Origin of the sequence: Streptomyces bathyalis, assembly GCF_015910445.1 — a bacterium.
In the GTDB taxonomy this organism is placed as follows: domain Bacteria; phylum Actinomycetota; class Actinomycetes; order Streptomycetales; family Streptomycetaceae; genus Streptomyces; species Streptomyces bathyalis.
This window is the reverse complement of sequence record NZ_CP048882.1, coordinates 2,324,991-2,339,647: the sequence shown is the minus strand read 5'-3', so window position 1 is coordinate 2,339,647 and position 14,657 is coordinate 2,324,991. Positions and strand designations below refer to the sequence as shown.

Genomic DNA, 14,657 nt, shown 5'->3' with positions numbered 1-14,657 from the left:
GCCGGGGTGCAGGCAGTCGTGTTGCCGGAGGGGGTGGCACGACTGCCGGCACACCGGCAGCCCGGGCTCTTCGACCACGGGAGCTGGAGCACAGATGTCAGTGCAGACCGACGACGCGCCGCCACCGGTGCGCAGCACACCTCGCACAACACCGCCCGGGACGCGCCCTTACGCCGACGACCGGCCCGGCGGGCCGAAGCAGACCACCGGCAGGCTGCCGTACCTGCTGCTGCTCCCGGCGCTGGCGGCAACCGCCGTGCTCCTCGGCTGGCCGCTGGTGATGAACGGCCTGCTCTCCTTCCAGAACCTCAACATGACGCAGCTGATCCAGCACGTCACCGATTGGGCAGGCACTGACAACTACCGCGCCACGCTTGGCAGTGAGGACTTCTGGCGGGTCACGTTGCGGTCGGTGCTCTTCACCGCCGTCAACGTCGCCGTGATCATGCTGTTCGGCACGCTGACGGGGCTGCTGCTCGCCCGGCTCGGCCCGCGCATGCGGCTGCTGCTCTCGTCCGGCCTCGTGCTCGCCTGGGCGATGCCGGTCATCGCCGCTACGACCGTCTACCAGTGGCTGTTCGCGCAGCGCTTCGGCGTCGTCAACTGGGTGCTGGATGCAGTGGGCATCCACTCCATGGCCGGCTTCAACTGGACCGGCGGGCAGATCCCGACGTTCTTCGTCATCTCCCTGCTCATCGTCTGGACGTCGGTGCCGTTCGTCGCGATCAACCTCTACGCGGCGACGACGACCATCCCCAAGGAGCTGTACGAGGCCGCCGCGCTGGACGGTGCGAGCGCGCGGCAGAGCTTCGCGACGGTCACCCTTCCGTTCCTGCGGCCGTTCCTCCTGGTGATGACGTTTCTCGAAGTCATCTGGATATTCAAGGCGTTCCCGCACATCTTCGCGATCAACGAGGGCGGGCCGGACCGCCTCACCGAGACCCTGCCCGTCTACGCATTCGTCGAAGGCGTCGGCAACCAGCACTACGGCACGGGCGCGGCCATCTCCGTCCTCACCATCGTGATCCTGCTCGGGCTGATGTCGTACTACCTGCGCGCCGCCATGCGCCAAGAGGAGGACGAGAAGTGACAGCGACAGCAACGCCGGTGGGCCGGCCGCGCCCGGTACGGGCGGTGAGCCGGCGGCCCCGTCGCGGACGCGCTCGTGTGTGGGCTCGCGTGTGGCCCAACGCGACGGCCCTCGTGCTCTTCGCGGGCTTCGTCTTTCCCGTCTACTGGATGTTCAACACGGCGTTCAAACCGAACAGCGACATCGTCACCGACACCCCGGTCTGGTTCCCCTCGCGCCCCACGCTCGACCACTTCGCCACCGCCGTACGGGCCGAGAACTTCCTGACGCTGGTGCGGAATTCCGTCACCGTGACGCTTCTCGCGGTCGTACTCGCCCTGCTCATCGCGCTGTTCGCAGCGTTCGCCCTGGCGCGCATGCGCTTCGCGGGACGCAAGAGCATCATCCTGACGTTCATGGTCGCGCAGATGGCCCCGTGGGAGGTCATGGTCATCGCGATCTACATGACCGTGCGGGACGCCGACATGCTCAACAGCCTCGTACCGCTGACGCTGTTCTACACCGTCATGGTGCTGCCGCTGACAGTGCTGACGCTGCGCGGCTACGTGGCAGCCGTGCCGAAGGAACTGGAGGAGTCGGCGATGGTGGACGGCTGCGGCCGCACCCAGGCGTTCCGCAGGGTGATCTTCCCGCTGCTGGCCCCCGGCGTGATGGCCACCTCGCTCTTCGGGTTCATCACGGCATGGAACGAGTTCCCGATGGTGCTCATCCTCAACAAGGACGCACAGTCCCAGACCCTGCCGCTGTGGCTGTCCGGGTTTCAGACGGCGTTCGGGGACGACTGGGGTGCCACCATGGCGGCCGCCTCGCTCTTCGCCGTGCCGATCCTGCTGCTCTTCCTGTACCTCCAGCGGAAGGCGGTCAGCGGGCTCACCTCCGGCGCGGTGAAGGGATAGCCGAGCGCAGACCGTGAGCGCCGTAGCGCCGCACGGACGACGACGGAAGGACGAACAGGAACGGCAGGACGATCCGCACGACGAGCCCGCGACCGATCTCCCGGCGAGGGGCCACCAGTGAAGGGACAATGCGCCACATGACCACGCTCGCAACCGGCACCGAGAGCCTCACCCGGGACGCTCTGACCGTGCTCCAGCCCGGCTTCACCGGCACCAGCGCGCCAGAGTGGCTGCTGCGGCAGCTCGGTGAGGGGCTCGCCTCCGTCGGCCTGTTCGGACGCAACATCGAATCGCCGGAGCAGCTCGCCGCGCTCACCGCCCAGCTGCGCGAGGTGAGGCCCGAGGTACTGGTCGCGATCGACGAGGAGGGCGGCGACGTGACCCGCCTGGAGGCCCGGACGGGATCGTCCTTCCCCGGAAACCTCGCCCTGGGCCACGTCGACGACACCGCTCTCACGCGCGCGGTCGCGCACGAGCTCGGCCGCCGTCTCGCCGCGTGCGGGGTCAACCTCAACTGGGCGCCCTCCGCGGACGTCAACTCCAACCCCGACAACCCCGTCATCGGCGTCCGCTCCTTCGGCGACGACCCGCTGCTGGTCGCCAGACACACCGTCGCGTACGTCGAGGGGCTTCAGTCCGCCGGCGTGGCCGCCTGCGTGAAGCACTTCCCCGGACACGGTGACACGGCCGTCGACTCCCACCACGCCCTGCCCCGCATCGACGCCGACATGGGCACCCTGCGCGAGCGTGAACTCGTCCCGTTCCAGGCGGCGATCGACTCGGGCGCCAAGGGCGTGATGAGCGCCCACATCCTGCTGCCCGCCCTCGACGAGTCCCTGCCTGGCACGCTCAGTCCCGCCGCTCTCATGGGTCTGCTACGCGCGTCACGTGAAGACGGCGGCCTCGGACACACCGGCCTGATCGTCACTGACGGCATGGAGATGCAGGCCATCTCCGGCACCTACGGCCTGGAGCGTGGCAGCGTCCTGGCAGTCGCCGCGGGAGCGGACGCGCTGTGCGTCGGCGGGGGGCTGGCCGACGAGGAGACCGTGCTGCGGCTGCGCGACGCACTCGTACGGGCCGTTCACGACGGCGAGTTGACGGAGCAGCGCCTCGCCGATGCCGCGGCCCGCGTGCGTACGCTCGCGCGCTGGACGAACGGCGCCGGCGCCGCCGCCCGGGGCGGGGCACGGGCGGAAGCCCCGGAGGTCCCGGAGTCCGGCGGGGCACGGGCCGGCACCGCCACCGGTGTCGGCCTCGAAGCGGCCCGCCGCGCCTTGAGCGTCACCGTGCCCGGCGCCGGCGCCGCCGCCTCCGGGACGCTGCCGTTCGAGCCGCTCACCGGGCCCGCGTTCGTCGCCTCGTTCTCACCGGCCGCGAACATCGCCGTCGGCGGGGAGACCCCGTGGGGTGTCGCCGCCGAACTGACACGGCTGCTGCCGGGCACTGCCACCGCGACGTACGCGGCGGACGCGGCCCGCGCCGGGTCGTCCGGGCCGGTCGCAAGCGTGCTCGCCGATGCGGCGGACCGTAGGATCGTCGCCGTGGTACGCGACGTGCACCGTCATCCGTGGATGGCCGACGCGCTGGACGCCCTGCTCGCCTCACGTCCGGATACCGTCGTGGTCGAGATGGGAGTGCCGCAGGCGCCGCCCGCCGGAGCGCTGCACATCGCCACCCACGGAGCCGCCCGGGTGTGCGGACTGGCAGCTGCCGAGGTCATCGCCGGACAGGCTGCTGGCACTGACACGCGGGGTGACTGACACCCGGGGTGCCCCACTCGCCTCCGTCCCTCCGCCCGCTCGTGCGTCACACAGACCTGACAACTCAACTGGAGGCAGCAAGCATGTCCGCCACGTCGGCATCGACACCCGAGCAGGCCTCATCGCCGGGCCGTTCCCGCAGCGCGCCGGGCAGGGTGATGTCCGGTGAGATGGCCGAACAGCCGGCCGTGCTGCGCCGCATCCTCGACGAGGGGGCGCCGAGGATCCGCGAGATCGCCGAGGAGGTCGCGGCCCGCAGTCCCCGCTTCGTGCTCCTGACCGCCCGCGGCACGTCCGACAACGCCGCGCTCTACGCGAAGTACCTGCTGGAGATCCTTCTGGGCAAGCCCTGCGGCCTGACGTCGATGTCGACGACCACTGCCTACGGTGCCAGGCCGGACCTGACGGACTGCCTCGTCATCACTGTCAGCCAGTCGGGCGGCTCGCCGGATCTCGTCGCCTCCACGCGGGCGGCGCGTGAGGCGGGTGCGCTCACCCTCGCGGTGACGAACAACTCCGCCTCGCCGCTGGCGGAGGTCAGCGAGTTCCATATCGACGTCCTGGCCGGCGAGGAGAAGGCCCTTCCGGCGACGAAGACCTACACGGCCGAACTCCTCGCGCTGTACCTCTTCGTGGACGGTATGCGCGGCGGCCAGGGCGCCGGCAAGGCGGAGCTGCTGCCGGACCTGGCGCAGTCGGTGCTCGACCGGCGGGGGGAGGTCAAGGCGCTCGCCGGGCGCTACCGGTTCGCCGAGCGGATGGTGCTCACCTCCCGCGGCTACGGCTACCCGACGGCGAAGGAGGCGGCACTGAAACTGATGGAGACCAGCTACATTCCCGCGCTGTCCTACTCGGGCGCCGATCTGCTGCACGGCCCGCTGGCCATGGTCGACAACATCTCGCCGGTCATCGCCGTCGTCACCGACGGCAAGGGCGGAGAGGCGCTGCAACCCGTACTCGACCGCCTCCGTGACCGCGGGGCCGACCTCGTCGTCATCGGCAGCCGCGAGGAGGTGGACCGTGCGTCCGCGGGCTTCGCTCTGCCGACGGAGGGGCTTCCGGAGGAGCTTCAGCCCATTCTCGAGATCATCCCGCTGCAGATGCTCGCGTACGAGGTCACCATCGCCCGCGGCCAGGACCCGGACGCACCCCGCGCGCTGGCCAAGGTGACGGAGACGCGCTGAACCTGGGGCGCCGTCAGTCCCGGGAAGCCGGGGGAGCGGCGCCGCAGATGTGACGGGAGCCGGACACACCTCGGGCCACGGCGCCGGGACGGGACCCTCAACCCGTCCGGCACCGCAGCCCGATGCCGGAGACCACGGCGCAATCAGGGCAGACGACGCCCAGGTCTCTCTCCGCCCTCCTGTGCGGGGAGGGCAGAAGTCAGTACGGCTTGTCTACCTGAAATTGTGGACTAGACCACTCTTGCCTGTCCATGCCATCGGCAAAGTTCATCAGGAACGTATGAATTCCGGGCGGATGCGGCAGGAGCCGGGAGAAGACGGCCACGCCGCCCGGTACGGGCCGCAGGTAAGGTCGCCGGTGTGCCCTCCATGAACGACCTCGTACGGCAGCACACGGCCCTCTCGGACACCGACCTGGAGTGGCTGCATCTGCTGATCTCCGAGTGGCAGCTGCTCTCGGACCTCTCCTTCGCGGACCTCGTGCTGTGGGTGCCCACGCGGGACGGTACGCGCTACGTCTCCGTCGCCCAGATGCGCCCCAACACCGGGCCGACCTCCCACCAGGACGACATGGTGGGCCACCTCGTGCCGCGCGGCCGGCGGCCGCTGCTGGACGCGGCACTCGACGAGGGCCGCATCGTGCGCGAGGGAGACCCGGAGTGGCGCGAAGAGGTGCCCGTACGGGTCGAGTCCATCCCGGTGTGCAGGGAGAACCGCGTCCTCGGCGTCATCGCGCGCAACACCAATCTGCTGACCGTGCGCACGCCCAGCCGGCTCGAACTCACCTATCTGCAGAGCGCGTCCGACCTCGCCCAGATGATCGCCGCGGGCTCCTTCCCCTTCCCCGGCGAGCAGCTAGACATCGATCATCTGCCGCGCGTGGGCGACGGGTTGATCCGGCTCGACTCGGACGGCATCGTCCAGTACGCCAGCCCGAACGCCCTCTCCGCGTATCACCGGCTCGGTCTGGCCACCGAGATCGTGGGGCTGCACCTCGGCCGGGTCACCGCCGAACTCGCGCCCTCCCGTGCCCCCGTCGACGAGGCTCTGGTGAAGCTGGCCAGCGGCTGGGCCCCGCGCGGCGCGGAGGTCGAGGCCAACGACTGCGTCGTACAGCTGCGCGCCATCCCGCTCGAACCCAAGGGCACGCGCATCGGTTCGCTCATCCTGCTGCGCGACATCACCGAAGTGCGGCGGCGCGAGCGGGAGTTGATGACCAAGGACGCCACGATCCGCGAGATCCACCATCGGGTGAAGAACAACCTGCAGACGGTTGCCGCGCTGCTGCGTCTTCAGGCCCGCAGGATGGACTCGGACCGTGGGCGGGACGCGCTCAACGAGGCCGTGCGGCGGGTCGGTTCGATCGCCATCGTCCACGAGACGCTCTCCCAGACCCTGGACGAGAGGGTCGAGTTCGACGAGATCGCCGACCGAGTGCTGGCGATGGTCGCCGAGATCTCTCCCGGCCGGGTGACCGGCCATCGCACGGGCCACTTCGGGGTGTTGGAGGCGGAGGTCGCCACACCCCTTTCGATGGTGCTGACGGAGGTCCTGCAGAACGCACTGGAACACGGCTTTGGGCCGGGCGAACAGGGCACGATCGAGGTCGGTGCGGTGCGCTCGGGAGGCAAGGGCAAGGGCAAGGAGCCGGGGCGGCTGCTGGTCACCGTCCAGGACGACGGGCGCGGCCTGCCCGAGGGCTTCGATCCCAAGCAGACGGGCAACCTCGGGCTGCAGATCGTACGGACCCTGGTCGAGGGCGAGTTGGGCGGAGAGTTCGACATGCTCCCCGCACCGGAACGCGGCACGCGCGTCGTCCTCGACCTCCCGGTCTCGGTGGAGAAGCGCGAACGCTGACCCGGGGACGGCCGGCGCGAGAACGAGTCCCGGTGCGAGAACGAGTCAGAGCCCCGGCCCTGTAGGGCCGGGGCTCTGACTCTGTATGAACGCGGTGCGCTTTGTGGCACTGCGCGCTGCGGCTCGGGATGCAGCGAGTGGCAGGGTGTGGGCGTCAGTCTCAGGCGGTCGCGGCGTTGTTCCGCGCCCGGTTGCGGGCGGCACGGCGCTTCATCGCGCGGCGCTCATCCTCGCTGAGGCCCCCCCAGACACCGGAGTCCTGGCCGGACTCCAGGGCCCACTGCAGGCACTGCTCCATGACGGGGCAGCGACGGCAGACGGCCTTCGCTTCCTCGATCTGCAGCAGCGCAGGACCAGTGTTGCCGATGGGGAAGAACAGCTCGGGGTCTTCCTCGCGGCAAACGGCGTGGTGACGCCAGTCCATGGCTGCTACCTCTCCTCGTGAGTGTGCTGGGCTTGTGAATGTGAACGCTTTCACGAATCCTCTCGCAAGGGAAGGGGCGCCGATCGACTGTGATACGGGTCCCAGCGGAGTGAGAGAAAGGATTCGGGCACCTGGGGGCCGCCGTGAGGGGCCGCCCGATCGCCATGAAGAGACTCGCAAACCTCAGCGGCGGATACAACCCCCTCCGCCAAGTTTTTTTTGATTCCTTGGTGTCGCATCACTCACAGGCGTACTTCCAGGGGGTGGACCCTGGCCTAAACGTTCGAGTGGAAGGACTTTTGGCCCTTGGACTTAAGCAATCACACGCAGTGCACGGCGTACGCCTGTGAAGTTCACGCTGTTCCGCACTCCCAGGTGGTCACCGTCCATCTGAAACGGCAGTGGAACCTGCGAATGCAAGGTGAAGTCCACCACGTCATGGAGGGTTACCGCGTGTTTACCGCGGGGCCCGCGCTCGGGGCTCGACGTGAGCAATTGAGTGCCGTACCGGCTCATGGCCAAGGGCGTCAGCCGCGAGAGTCCGAGCACGTCGAGGGCGGTGTCGAAGGAGGCCTGAGGGGCGGCGTAGACGGGACGGTTGCCCAGGTAGGTCCACGGCGCGGTGTTGCAGACTATCGACGCCACGAGATCCTCGAGCGGCTCGTGGCCTTCCCGCTCCAGCCTGATCGTGCCGCGGCTGCGGTGCTGTTCCTTCGCGAACTGCTTCAACACCTGCCGCACGTACAGAGCATGAGTCGAACGCTTGCCGAGTTCCCTTTTCTGTTCGACGCGGCCCACCACTCCCGCGTCGAAGCCGAGGCCGGCGCAGAAGGTGAACCAGCGCGGACGCAGACACGCGTCCTCGGTGTCCGGTACTCCCGAAGCAAGACCGAGGCCGATGGTGCGCTCACGGCCCGATTCGATGGCGTCGAGCAGCTGGCCGGTCGCCTCGACGGCGTGGTTCGGCAGGCCCAGCGCGCGGGCGAAGACGTTGGTGGAGCCGCCGGGCACCACCGCGAGACGGGGGAGTCCTTCGGGGTCCGGCCCCTGGTGCAGCAGACCGTTCACGACCTCGTTGACGGTGCCGTCGCCGCCGAGCGCGATCACCAGCTTCGTCTCGCCGTTCTGCGCCGCCAGCCGTGCGAGTTCGCGGGCGTGCCCGCGGGACTCCGTCGTCACCACGTCCAGCTCGAGGTCACTCGCGAGTGCATGGGTGATCACCTCACGAGTGCGCAGGCTGGTGGTGGTGGCTACCGGATTGACGACGAGGAGTGCGCGCATGGAGGGCAGCGTACATATCCGGTGGAGTGCCGCCCCCGGCCTTGGAGACGTCTGCACGCGTGGGACTACGCTCTTCACTGTGCCGACACCGAATGAGACCTCTTCCTCCCGGGACCTGCCCGAGGGCCGCCGCCCGCGACGCCTCACGGCCGCCGCCGCGCTGACCGCGATCGAGGGGGTGGTCGTCGCCGCCTTCGGTGTCGTCTCGCTCGTGAAGCTCCTGACGGACGAACCGGACGGGATGGTGCAGGCGGTCACGATGGCAGTGACCGTGCTGGCGCTGTCCGCGCTTCCGCTCGCCGCCGCGCGCGGGCTGTGGCTGCGCAGGCGGTGGAGCCGGGGCCCGTCGATGATCGTGCAGCTGATCGCGCTGCCGACGGGCTACCAGATGGCCCAGAACGGCGGCGTGTGGACGGCCGCGGGCATCGTCATCGCGCTGACGGGCGTCGCGGTGCTCGGCTGTCTCATCAATCCCACCGCGACGGAGGCGCTGGGCATCGGCCCGCGCGACGCGTAGGACACGCCCGAATCCGCAGAGAGCCCGGCCGATTCCCGGCCGGGCTCTCTGCGGTGGTCACTCCTCGATCAGCAGCCTGTCGCGCAGCTGCGCCAACGTCCGTGCCAGCAGGCGCGATACGTGCATCTGCGAGATGCCGACCTCCTGCGCGATCTGCGACTGCGTCATGTTGCCGAAGAAGCGCAGCAGCAGGATCTTCTTCTCGCGCGGCGGCAGTTCCTCCAGGAGCGGCTTGAGCGATTCGCGGTACTCCACACCCTCGAGGGCGTCGTCCTCCGCGCCCAGGGTGTCCGCGACGGCCGGCGACTCGTCGTCCGTGTCGGGAACGTCGAGGGAGAGGGTGCTGTAGGCGTTGGCGGACTCCAGGCCCTCCAGCACCTCCTCCTCGGAGATCGACAGACGCTGGGCCAGCTCGTGAACCGTGGGGGCCCTGCCGTGGAGTTGGGACAGCTCCGCCGTCGCGGAGGTGAGCGACAGGCGCAGTTCCTGGAGACGGCGCGGGACGCGCACGGCCCAGCCCTTGTCCCGGAAGTGGCGCTTGATCTCGCCGACGACGGTGGGGGTGGCGTAGGTGGAGAACTCCACGCCGCGCTCCGGGTCGAAACGGTCGACCGACTTGATCAGACCGATCGTCGCGACCTGTGTGAGGTCGTCCAGGGGCTCGCCCCTGTTGCGGAAGCGGCGGGCCAGGTGCTCGACCAGCGGAAGGTGCATCCGCACCAGGTGGTTGCGCAGTTCGGCGCGCTCGGGGGAGCCGTCGGGAAGACCGCGCAGCGCGATGAACATGCCCCGGGCTCCGCTGCGGTCGTGCGGATCGAAGTGCGCGAACTGCGCGGCCCGTGCCGTACGGGCACCGTGCTGGCCGGCGCCGAGCTGCTCGTGACCGCGTGCGGTCTCGTGTCCGTGCGTCTCCTGCTGCTGCTGCATGTCCATCGCGTCCGCCCGCTCTGCCTGCTCCGGTAGCTGACTGCTGGGGTCGGCGGGGTGCGGCCTGGCCTGCTCAGGCACGACCTGGTCGGCCGACGCACCGATGCGGCCCGCCCGATGCTCCCGTGCCTCGTGGCCGGTCACGGCGCTCCGGGGCCGGCACCGCGCTTCTTGTGCAGGCTGATGCTGACCGTACGGTCGTCGGACACCGCCGAATCCACCTCGCCGGCCAGGGCGGAGAGCACTGTCCAGGCGAAGGTGTCGCGCTCCGGCGCCCTGCCGTCGGTCGTGGGTGCCGAGACGGTGACCCTGAGGGAATCGCCGACGAGCCTGAAGACGCAGCTGAGCACGGAGCCCGGCAGCGCTTGCTGGAGGAGGATGGCGCACGCCTCGTCGACGGCGATCCGCAGATCCTCGATCTCGTCAAGGGTGAAGTCCAAGCGGGCTGCGAGCCCGGCCGTGGCCGTGCGCAACACCGACAGATAGGCACCCGCCGCGGGCAGCCGGACCTCGACGAAGTCCTGTCCGTCCTGCCCCACGGGCTCACCTGCGATCTGGGACACCCTCACCTCCAAAGTGGCACAAGCCGGTTCGGCTCGTTCGCTGTACGAGTGCGTCGGTCCGCCGCCCTGGCCCGTGGATCTCTCCCACGGAGAACCAACGGACTGACGCCGTCGATGGTTCGCCTGCGACGCTATCGCGATCCGCGAGCTGATGTCGCCCGCACGGATCTACGACGAGCTGCGGCGTCCCATCACATGAGCGTCACCCATAGTAAACATATGGGTACTGTCTGTGGCTAGGGGTCGGAGGTCGTGAATCCCGAATCGTTACGCTGTGTTGCCGTCGGCCAGCTTCCTCAGTGGTTCCCCTGACATCCGGAAGACCGTCCACTCCTCCATCGGTTCGGCGCCAAGTGATCTGTAAAAACCGATTGAGGGGTCGTTCCAGTCCAATACCCACCACTCGAAGCGTTCATAACCCCGTTCGACACAGATTCCGGCAAGGGCTGAAAGCAGTTGCTTCCCGTGCCCGGCGCCGCGCGCGGACGGGCGCACGTACAGGTCCTCCAGATACACACCGTGAGTACCGGTCCATGTGGAGAAATTGAGGAACCACAGAGCGAAACCGACGGGGTCACTCTCCGTGGTCCCCTCGGCGATCAGAGCGAAGACCGCGGGGTGTTCGGAGAACAGGGCGTCGTGCAACTGCCGCTCCGTTGCCTTCGCGTGCTCCAGTGCCCGCTCGTACTCGGCGAGTTCGCGGATCATCGCGTGGATGGCCGGTACGTCGGACGGGGCCGCGACTCTGATCATTCCTCCACGCTAACGCGGGCCGGTGACGACGGCCGTCACGGTGCTGCCCGGCGCGAAGGCACCCTCGTCCGCGAGCGTGGTGAGTGCGAAGAGCAGCTTGGCGACGTAGATCCGTTCCAGCGGCGGCAGGGAGTGCCGGCGCTCGAAGTCCCGGGCGAATTCCTCCAGTTGGGGGTCGCTTCGGGCGTAGCCGCCGAAGTGGAAGCGCTCGTCCAGGCGCCATGTGCCGCGGGGGCCGCCGAACGTACGACGTTGCAGTTCACGGATGTCGCCGGCGAGGAAACCGCCGCGCAGGACGGGCACGCCGAGGGCGCGCTGCCCCGGCCCGAGTCCGGCCGCGAGTCCGGCCAGGGTGCCACCGGTCCCGCACGCCACGGCGGCGACGTCGGTGCGGCCGCGCAGCTCCTCGCCGAGGGCCGTGCACCCGTGCACGGCAAGGGAGTTGCTGCCGCCCTCGGGTATGCGGAAAGCCTCCCGGGCCGTCCTCGTCGCAGCGCTGCCGCCGAGCACCCGCTCGGCGAAGTCCGGGTCGCGGCGGCGCCGGTAGTCGGAGCGGGAGACGAAGCGCAGCGCCATGCCGTCGGCGGCACACCGCGCGAGCGAGGGGTTGAGCGGCCGTCGGGCCAGTTCGTCACCGCGCACGACGCCGACGGTGGCGAGTCCGAGCATCCGGCCGGCGGCGGCGGTCGCCCGGAGATGGTTGGAGTAGGCGCCGCCGAACGTCAGCAGTGCCGTGTGGCCGCCCTCGACCGCGGCACGCAGGTTAGGGACGAGTTTTCGCCATTTGTTGCCCGGAACGCGCGGGTGTATCAGATCGTCGCGCTTGAGCAGCAGCCGTATGCCGCGTCCGGCGAAGCGCTCGTCGTGGATCTCCTGGAGCGGCGAGGGGAGCAGCGGCGGAGGGTCGAGAGCGGCGAGCAGGCCGTCGGCCGAGAGCGCGCCGGCGCCTCCGGGCCCCGGGGGGCCGGGGTGCGGGGGAGGGGCGGGGGCGCTGCTGTTCACACGTGCATTGTCGCGCCGTCCGCCCCTCCCGTCGCCTCAGAATCCCCTCACTTCAGGCGGGCGGCGATGCGCTTACGCATCGCGTCCATGGTGAAGCCGCGCGGGTCCGACTTCTGGTTCGTCCACTCCAGATGACCTATGACCGAGCCCTCGGTCCAGCCGTGATGCCTGCACAGTGCGGCGGCGGCGCGTTCGATGGCGTCGAGTTGCTCGTCGGGCCACGGGTCGTCGCCGTCGCCGAGGTTCTCGCATTCGAAGCCGTAGAAGTACCGGTTGCCGTCTGTGTTCATTTGGTTGGGTTCGGGCAGATCGTCCTCCGCTGTCACCGCGCGTAGCACGTCGTCGTCGCCGAGTCCCGCGTGGTTGGCGCGCCCGTGGCCGACGAGATGCACGGTGCCGTCCTTGGTGATGACGCCGTGCGCCAGAGGTCCGGGCAGATCGGAACGTCCGTCGTAGATGAGGTCGACCGTCTCCTTGGCGCCGCTCGTCACGGTGTGGTGGATCATGATTCCGTGAACCGGGCCCCAGGGGCCCTTGTGGTTGCGGTTGTGATTGCGCCAGTCGCGGACCTCCTCGACCGTCACGCCCTCCTTCTTCAGGGCTGTGATGAAGGCGCTTGCTGTGATGGGTGTGGCCATCTCTGCCCCGTACCTTCCCTTTGCGCTCTCGTGTGTTCGAGGGTGATGCCCATCAGGCCGTGCGCTTACTCCGTTCCCAGGCGTTTCAGGGCAAGCCCGCACGCGTCAACAGGCCCTGGACACACGCCTCGTGCGCGAAAGGACGCAGCAGGTGCGGCATCCGGTCGCGGGCACGGCGTGCACGGCCCGACCGTACGAGCGCAGAGTCCTCCAGGAAGCTCTGCCACGCCGAGCACGCCTCCTCCACGCGCCCCCTGGAGAGCAGCAGTTCCGCCAGTTCCGCCTCGCTGAGGGCGCGGGAGCGGCGTTCGCCGGCCGGGCGCGAGCGCAGCGAGGCCCGCAACTCGCGGACGGCCCCGTCGCGGTCTCCCAGCGCGGCCCGTACCTGGCTCGCCTGGTAGTGCAGCGCCGCGTCCTGGTAGGCGCCGACGGGCTCGCCACCGTCAGGGGACTCCGGCCCGGTCGTCAAGTCGGCCGGCGCGCGGGCGAGTTCGTGCTCGGCGCGGCCCAGGGCGGCCAGAGCCGGTGTGCGTGCGCCCTCCGCGGCCTGTGCGACCGCGAGCCCCGCGTACAGGAACGAGCGCGTCGACGGTGCCGAGTCCGGGGGCGCCGTCTCGCAGGCGGATTCGGCGAGAGCGAGGCTCACGCGACGGTGACCCAGCTGGTGCGCCTGCGAACTGAGCGCCCGCTGCACGAGCGCCACGCATTCGGGGTCATCCCCCTCGGCGGCGAGCTGCGCGGCGGTGTCGAAGGCGCGCTGGGCGAGACCGTGGCGCTGTTCGTCCGAGTAGACGCGGCCCAGCAGATAGCTCAACCGGGCCGCGCCCGCGACGAGTCGGGGGTGGTACGGGCCCTCCCCGCCGGAATGCAGCCGGCGCACCAGCCCCGCCAGGCAGGCCGCGAGCGGCGTGCGGATGTGGCCGCCGCCGTGGCGGTCCGCCTGCTGGGCGAAGAAGCGCGCGTGCTCGCGTACGGAGGCCACCTCGTCCGGCGTGGTGCGCCGGGAGGGCCGTCCGCCCCGGGGGAGGGAGGGGAAGTGTGCCCGGGGCGGACGGGGGCGGAGGGGTTCGGCGGTTTCGCTGGGCTCGTCGCCGATGCCGCGCTCGCGCGGTGCTGTCGTACTCGTGGCTCCCGATGTGCTCGCCGTGCCCGGTTGCGCGACGGCCGCGCCCAGCGTGAGGCGGTACGGCGCGGGCGGCGGTGCGTCCGCCCGTGGCGGGCCGACCACGGCGGCCGTGAGGGCCGCCAGCCGGTCGGCCGGGGGCGCGCCGTCCTGGAGGGCGGCCAGGTTCGCGTCGAACTCCCCTTCGTTCGCGAACAGTTCGGCGGCCTCTCCGCCCGCGGCGTTCCTGGACCGGGGGCCGGGCCCGCCGGACCGGCCGTCGCCCATGCCCAGTTGGGTCACGCTGACAGGACGGCCCAGCCGCCGGGAGAGCGCCTCCGCGATGAAGCCCTGCACCCGGGGCGAGGGACGGCTGCCGCGCAGCCAGTGGGCGATCGAGGTGCGGTCGTAGCCCAGCCGGACGCCGGCCTCGTGGCCCAGCCTTCCGATGGCACGGGCGAAGGCCTCCTGCGTCCATTCGCTCTCCTCAAGTAAGGAGCGCAGCGCGGCGTTCGGGGTCGGGTCCCGGCGGTGGCGCTCACCGGGCCGCATGCGGGGCCACCTGAGAGATGCCGAAGCGGAATCGGATCGGGTCGTTCACGGGAATTCCCTCCTTGTGTGCTCCGACGCGAAGTTGCGTACGGAGTGCTCCCAAGCGAA

Annotated in this window: 14 protein-coding genes; 6 read left to right on the top strand and 8 right to left on the bottom strand. The window is 70.0% G+C overall.

From position 1 onward, the window contains the following. Positions 1–94: 94 nt before the first annotated feature. The 5 genes from G4Z16_RS09945 to G4Z16_RS09925 all read left to right on the top strand — a co-directional run bounded on the left by G4Z16_RS09945 (position 95) and on the right by G4Z16_RS09925 (position 6,790). Positions 95–1,090, top strand: a complete 996-nt coding sequence (locus G4Z16_RS09945) for a carbohydrate ABC transporter permease (RefSeq protein WP_197350488.1) — start codon at positions 95–97, stop codon at positions 1,088–1,090. After that, complete coding sequence (locus tag G4Z16_RS09940; protein WP_246530769.1) at positions 1,087–1,986, top strand: carbohydrate ABC transporter permease; 900 nt, start codon at positions 1,087–1,089, stop codon at positions 1,984–1,986. Before G4Z16_RS09945 ends, G4Z16_RS09940 begins: the two co-directional genes overlap by 4 nt. A 137-nt stretch (positions 1,987–2,123) precedes the next feature. Beyond that, a complete protein-coding gene (locus G4Z16_RS09935; protein WP_197350487.1) occupies positions 2,124–3,749 on the top strand; it encodes a glycoside hydrolase family 3 protein in 1,626 nt (541 codons plus the stop codon). An 83-nt stretch (positions 3,750–3,832) separates the two neighbouring features. Continuing rightward, positions 3,833–4,933, top strand: a complete 1,101-nt coding sequence (locus G4Z16_RS09930; protein ID WP_197350486.1) for an SIS domain-containing protein — start codon at positions 3,833–3,835, stop codon at positions 4,931–4,933. Between the two features lie 369 nt (positions 4,934–5,302). Continuing rightward, positions 5,303–6,790 (top strand): sensor histidine kinase, encoded by a 1,488-nt coding sequence (locus G4Z16_RS09925; protein ID WP_197354292.1) that lies wholly within the window; start codon positions 5,303–5,305, stop codon positions 6,788–6,790. 160 nt (positions 6,791–6,950) lie between these two features. Here the strand turns inward: G4Z16_RS09925 and G4Z16_RS09920 are convergent, their stop codons facing one another. Both G4Z16_RS09920 and G4Z16_RS09915 read right to left on the bottom strand, forming a co-directional pair. Further along, on the bottom strand, positions 6,951–7,214 hold the full coding sequence (locus G4Z16_RS09920; protein ID WP_016469673.1) for a WhiB family transcriptional regulator: 264 nt from the start codon (positions 7,212–7,214) through the stop codon (positions 6,951–6,953). Between the two features lie 312 nt (positions 7,215–7,526). Next, entirely contained in the window at positions 7,527–8,495 is a 969-nt protein-coding gene (locus tag G4Z16_RS09915) for a diacylglycerol/lipid kinase family protein (RefSeq protein WP_197350485.1), read from the bottom strand. Between the two features lie 79 nt (positions 8,496–8,574). Here G4Z16_RS09915 and G4Z16_RS09910 point away from each other — a divergent pair, with 79 nt between their 5' ends. Continuing rightward, a complete protein-coding gene (locus G4Z16_RS09910; RefSeq protein ID WP_197350484.1) occupies positions 8,575–9,012 on the top strand; it encodes a hypothetical protein in 438 nt (145 codons plus the stop codon). A gap of 57 nt (positions 9,013–9,069) precedes the next feature. On the opposite strand, the gene G4Z16_RS09905 is transcribed toward G4Z16_RS09910, so the two are convergent. The 6 genes from G4Z16_RS09905 to G4Z16_RS09880 form a co-directional block, all read right to left on the bottom strand. Then, positions 9,070–10,083: an RNA polymerase sigma factor SigF gene (locus tag G4Z16_RS09905; RefSeq protein WP_197350483.1), complete on the bottom strand. Its 1,014-nt coding sequence runs from the start codon at positions 10,081–10,083 to the stop codon at positions 9,070–9,072. Further along, complete coding sequence (locus tag G4Z16_RS09900; RefSeq protein ID WP_055486106.1) at positions 10,080–10,502, bottom strand: ATP-binding protein; 423 nt, start codon at positions 10,500–10,502, stop codon at positions 10,080–10,082. The genes G4Z16_RS09905 and G4Z16_RS09900 overlap by 4 nt, the downstream gene beginning before the upstream one ends. 267 nt (positions 10,503–10,769) lie before the next feature. Further along, positions 10,770–11,255 carry a GNAT family N-acetyltransferase gene (locus G4Z16_RS09895; RefSeq protein WP_197350482.1) on the bottom strand — a complete coding sequence of 162 codons (486 nt, stop codon included), beginning with the start codon at positions 11,253–11,255 and terminating at the stop codon, positions 10,770–10,772. Positions 11,256–11,264: 9 nt separating this feature from the next. Then, positions 11,265–12,176 carry a 1-aminocyclopropane-1-carboxylate deaminase/D-cysteine desulfhydrase gene (locus G4Z16_RS09890; protein WP_197354291.1) on the bottom strand — a complete coding sequence of 304 codons (912 nt, stop codon included), beginning with the start codon at positions 12,174–12,176 and terminating at the stop codon, positions 11,265–11,267. A gap of 128 nt (positions 12,177–12,304) precedes the next feature. Beyond that, positions 12,305–12,895: an N-acetylmuramoyl-L-alanine amidase gene (locus tag G4Z16_RS09885; protein ID WP_197350481.1), complete on the bottom strand. Its 591-nt coding sequence runs from the start codon at positions 12,893–12,895 to the stop codon at positions 12,305–12,307. Between the two features lie 85 nt (positions 12,896–12,980). Further along, positions 12,981–14,549 carry a helix-turn-helix domain-containing protein gene (locus G4Z16_RS09880; protein WP_197350480.1) on the bottom strand — a complete coding sequence of 523 codons (1,569 nt, stop codon included), beginning with the start codon at positions 14,547–14,549 and terminating at the stop codon, positions 12,981–12,983. Positions 14,550–14,657: the final 108 nt, after the last annotated feature.

Excerpts from the sequence above, each read along its gene's own strand:
- G4Z16_RS09945 (WP_197350488.1), top strand. The coding sequence starts at position 95 with ATGTCAGTGCAGACCGACGACGCGCCGCCACCGGTGCGCAGCACACCT.
- G4Z16_RS09935 (WP_197350487.1), top strand. The coding sequence starts at position 2,124 with ATGACCACGCTCGCAACCGGCACCGAGAGCCTCACCCGGGACGCTCTG.
- G4Z16_RS09930 (WP_197350486.1), top strand. The coding sequence starts at position 3,833 with ATGTCCGCCACGTCGGCATCGACACCCGAGCAGGCCTCATCGCCGGGC.
- G4Z16_RS09925 (WP_197354292.1), top strand. The coding sequence starts at position 5,303 with ATGAACGACCTCGTACGGCAGCACACGGCCCTCTCGGACACCGACCTG.
- G4Z16_RS09920 (WP_016469673.1), bottom strand. The coding sequence starts at position 7,214 with ATGGACTGGCGTCACCACGCCGTTTGCCGCGAGGAAGACCCCGAGCTG.
- G4Z16_RS09915 (WP_197350485.1), bottom strand. The coding sequence starts at position 8,495 with ATGCGCGCACTCCTCGTCGTCAATCCGGTAGCCACCACCACCAGCCTG.
- G4Z16_RS09895 (WP_197350482.1), bottom strand. The coding sequence starts at position 11,255 with ATGATCAGAGTCGCGGCCCCGTCCGACGTACCGGCCATCCACGCGATG.
- G4Z16_RS09885 (WP_197350481.1), bottom strand. The coding sequence starts at position 12,895 with ATGGCCACACCCATCACAGCAAGCGCCTTCATCACAGCCCTGAAGAAG.
- G4Z16_RS09880 (WP_197350480.1), bottom strand. The coding sequence starts at position 14,549 with ATGCGGCCCGGTGAGCGCCACCGCCGGGACCCGACCCCGAACGCCGCG.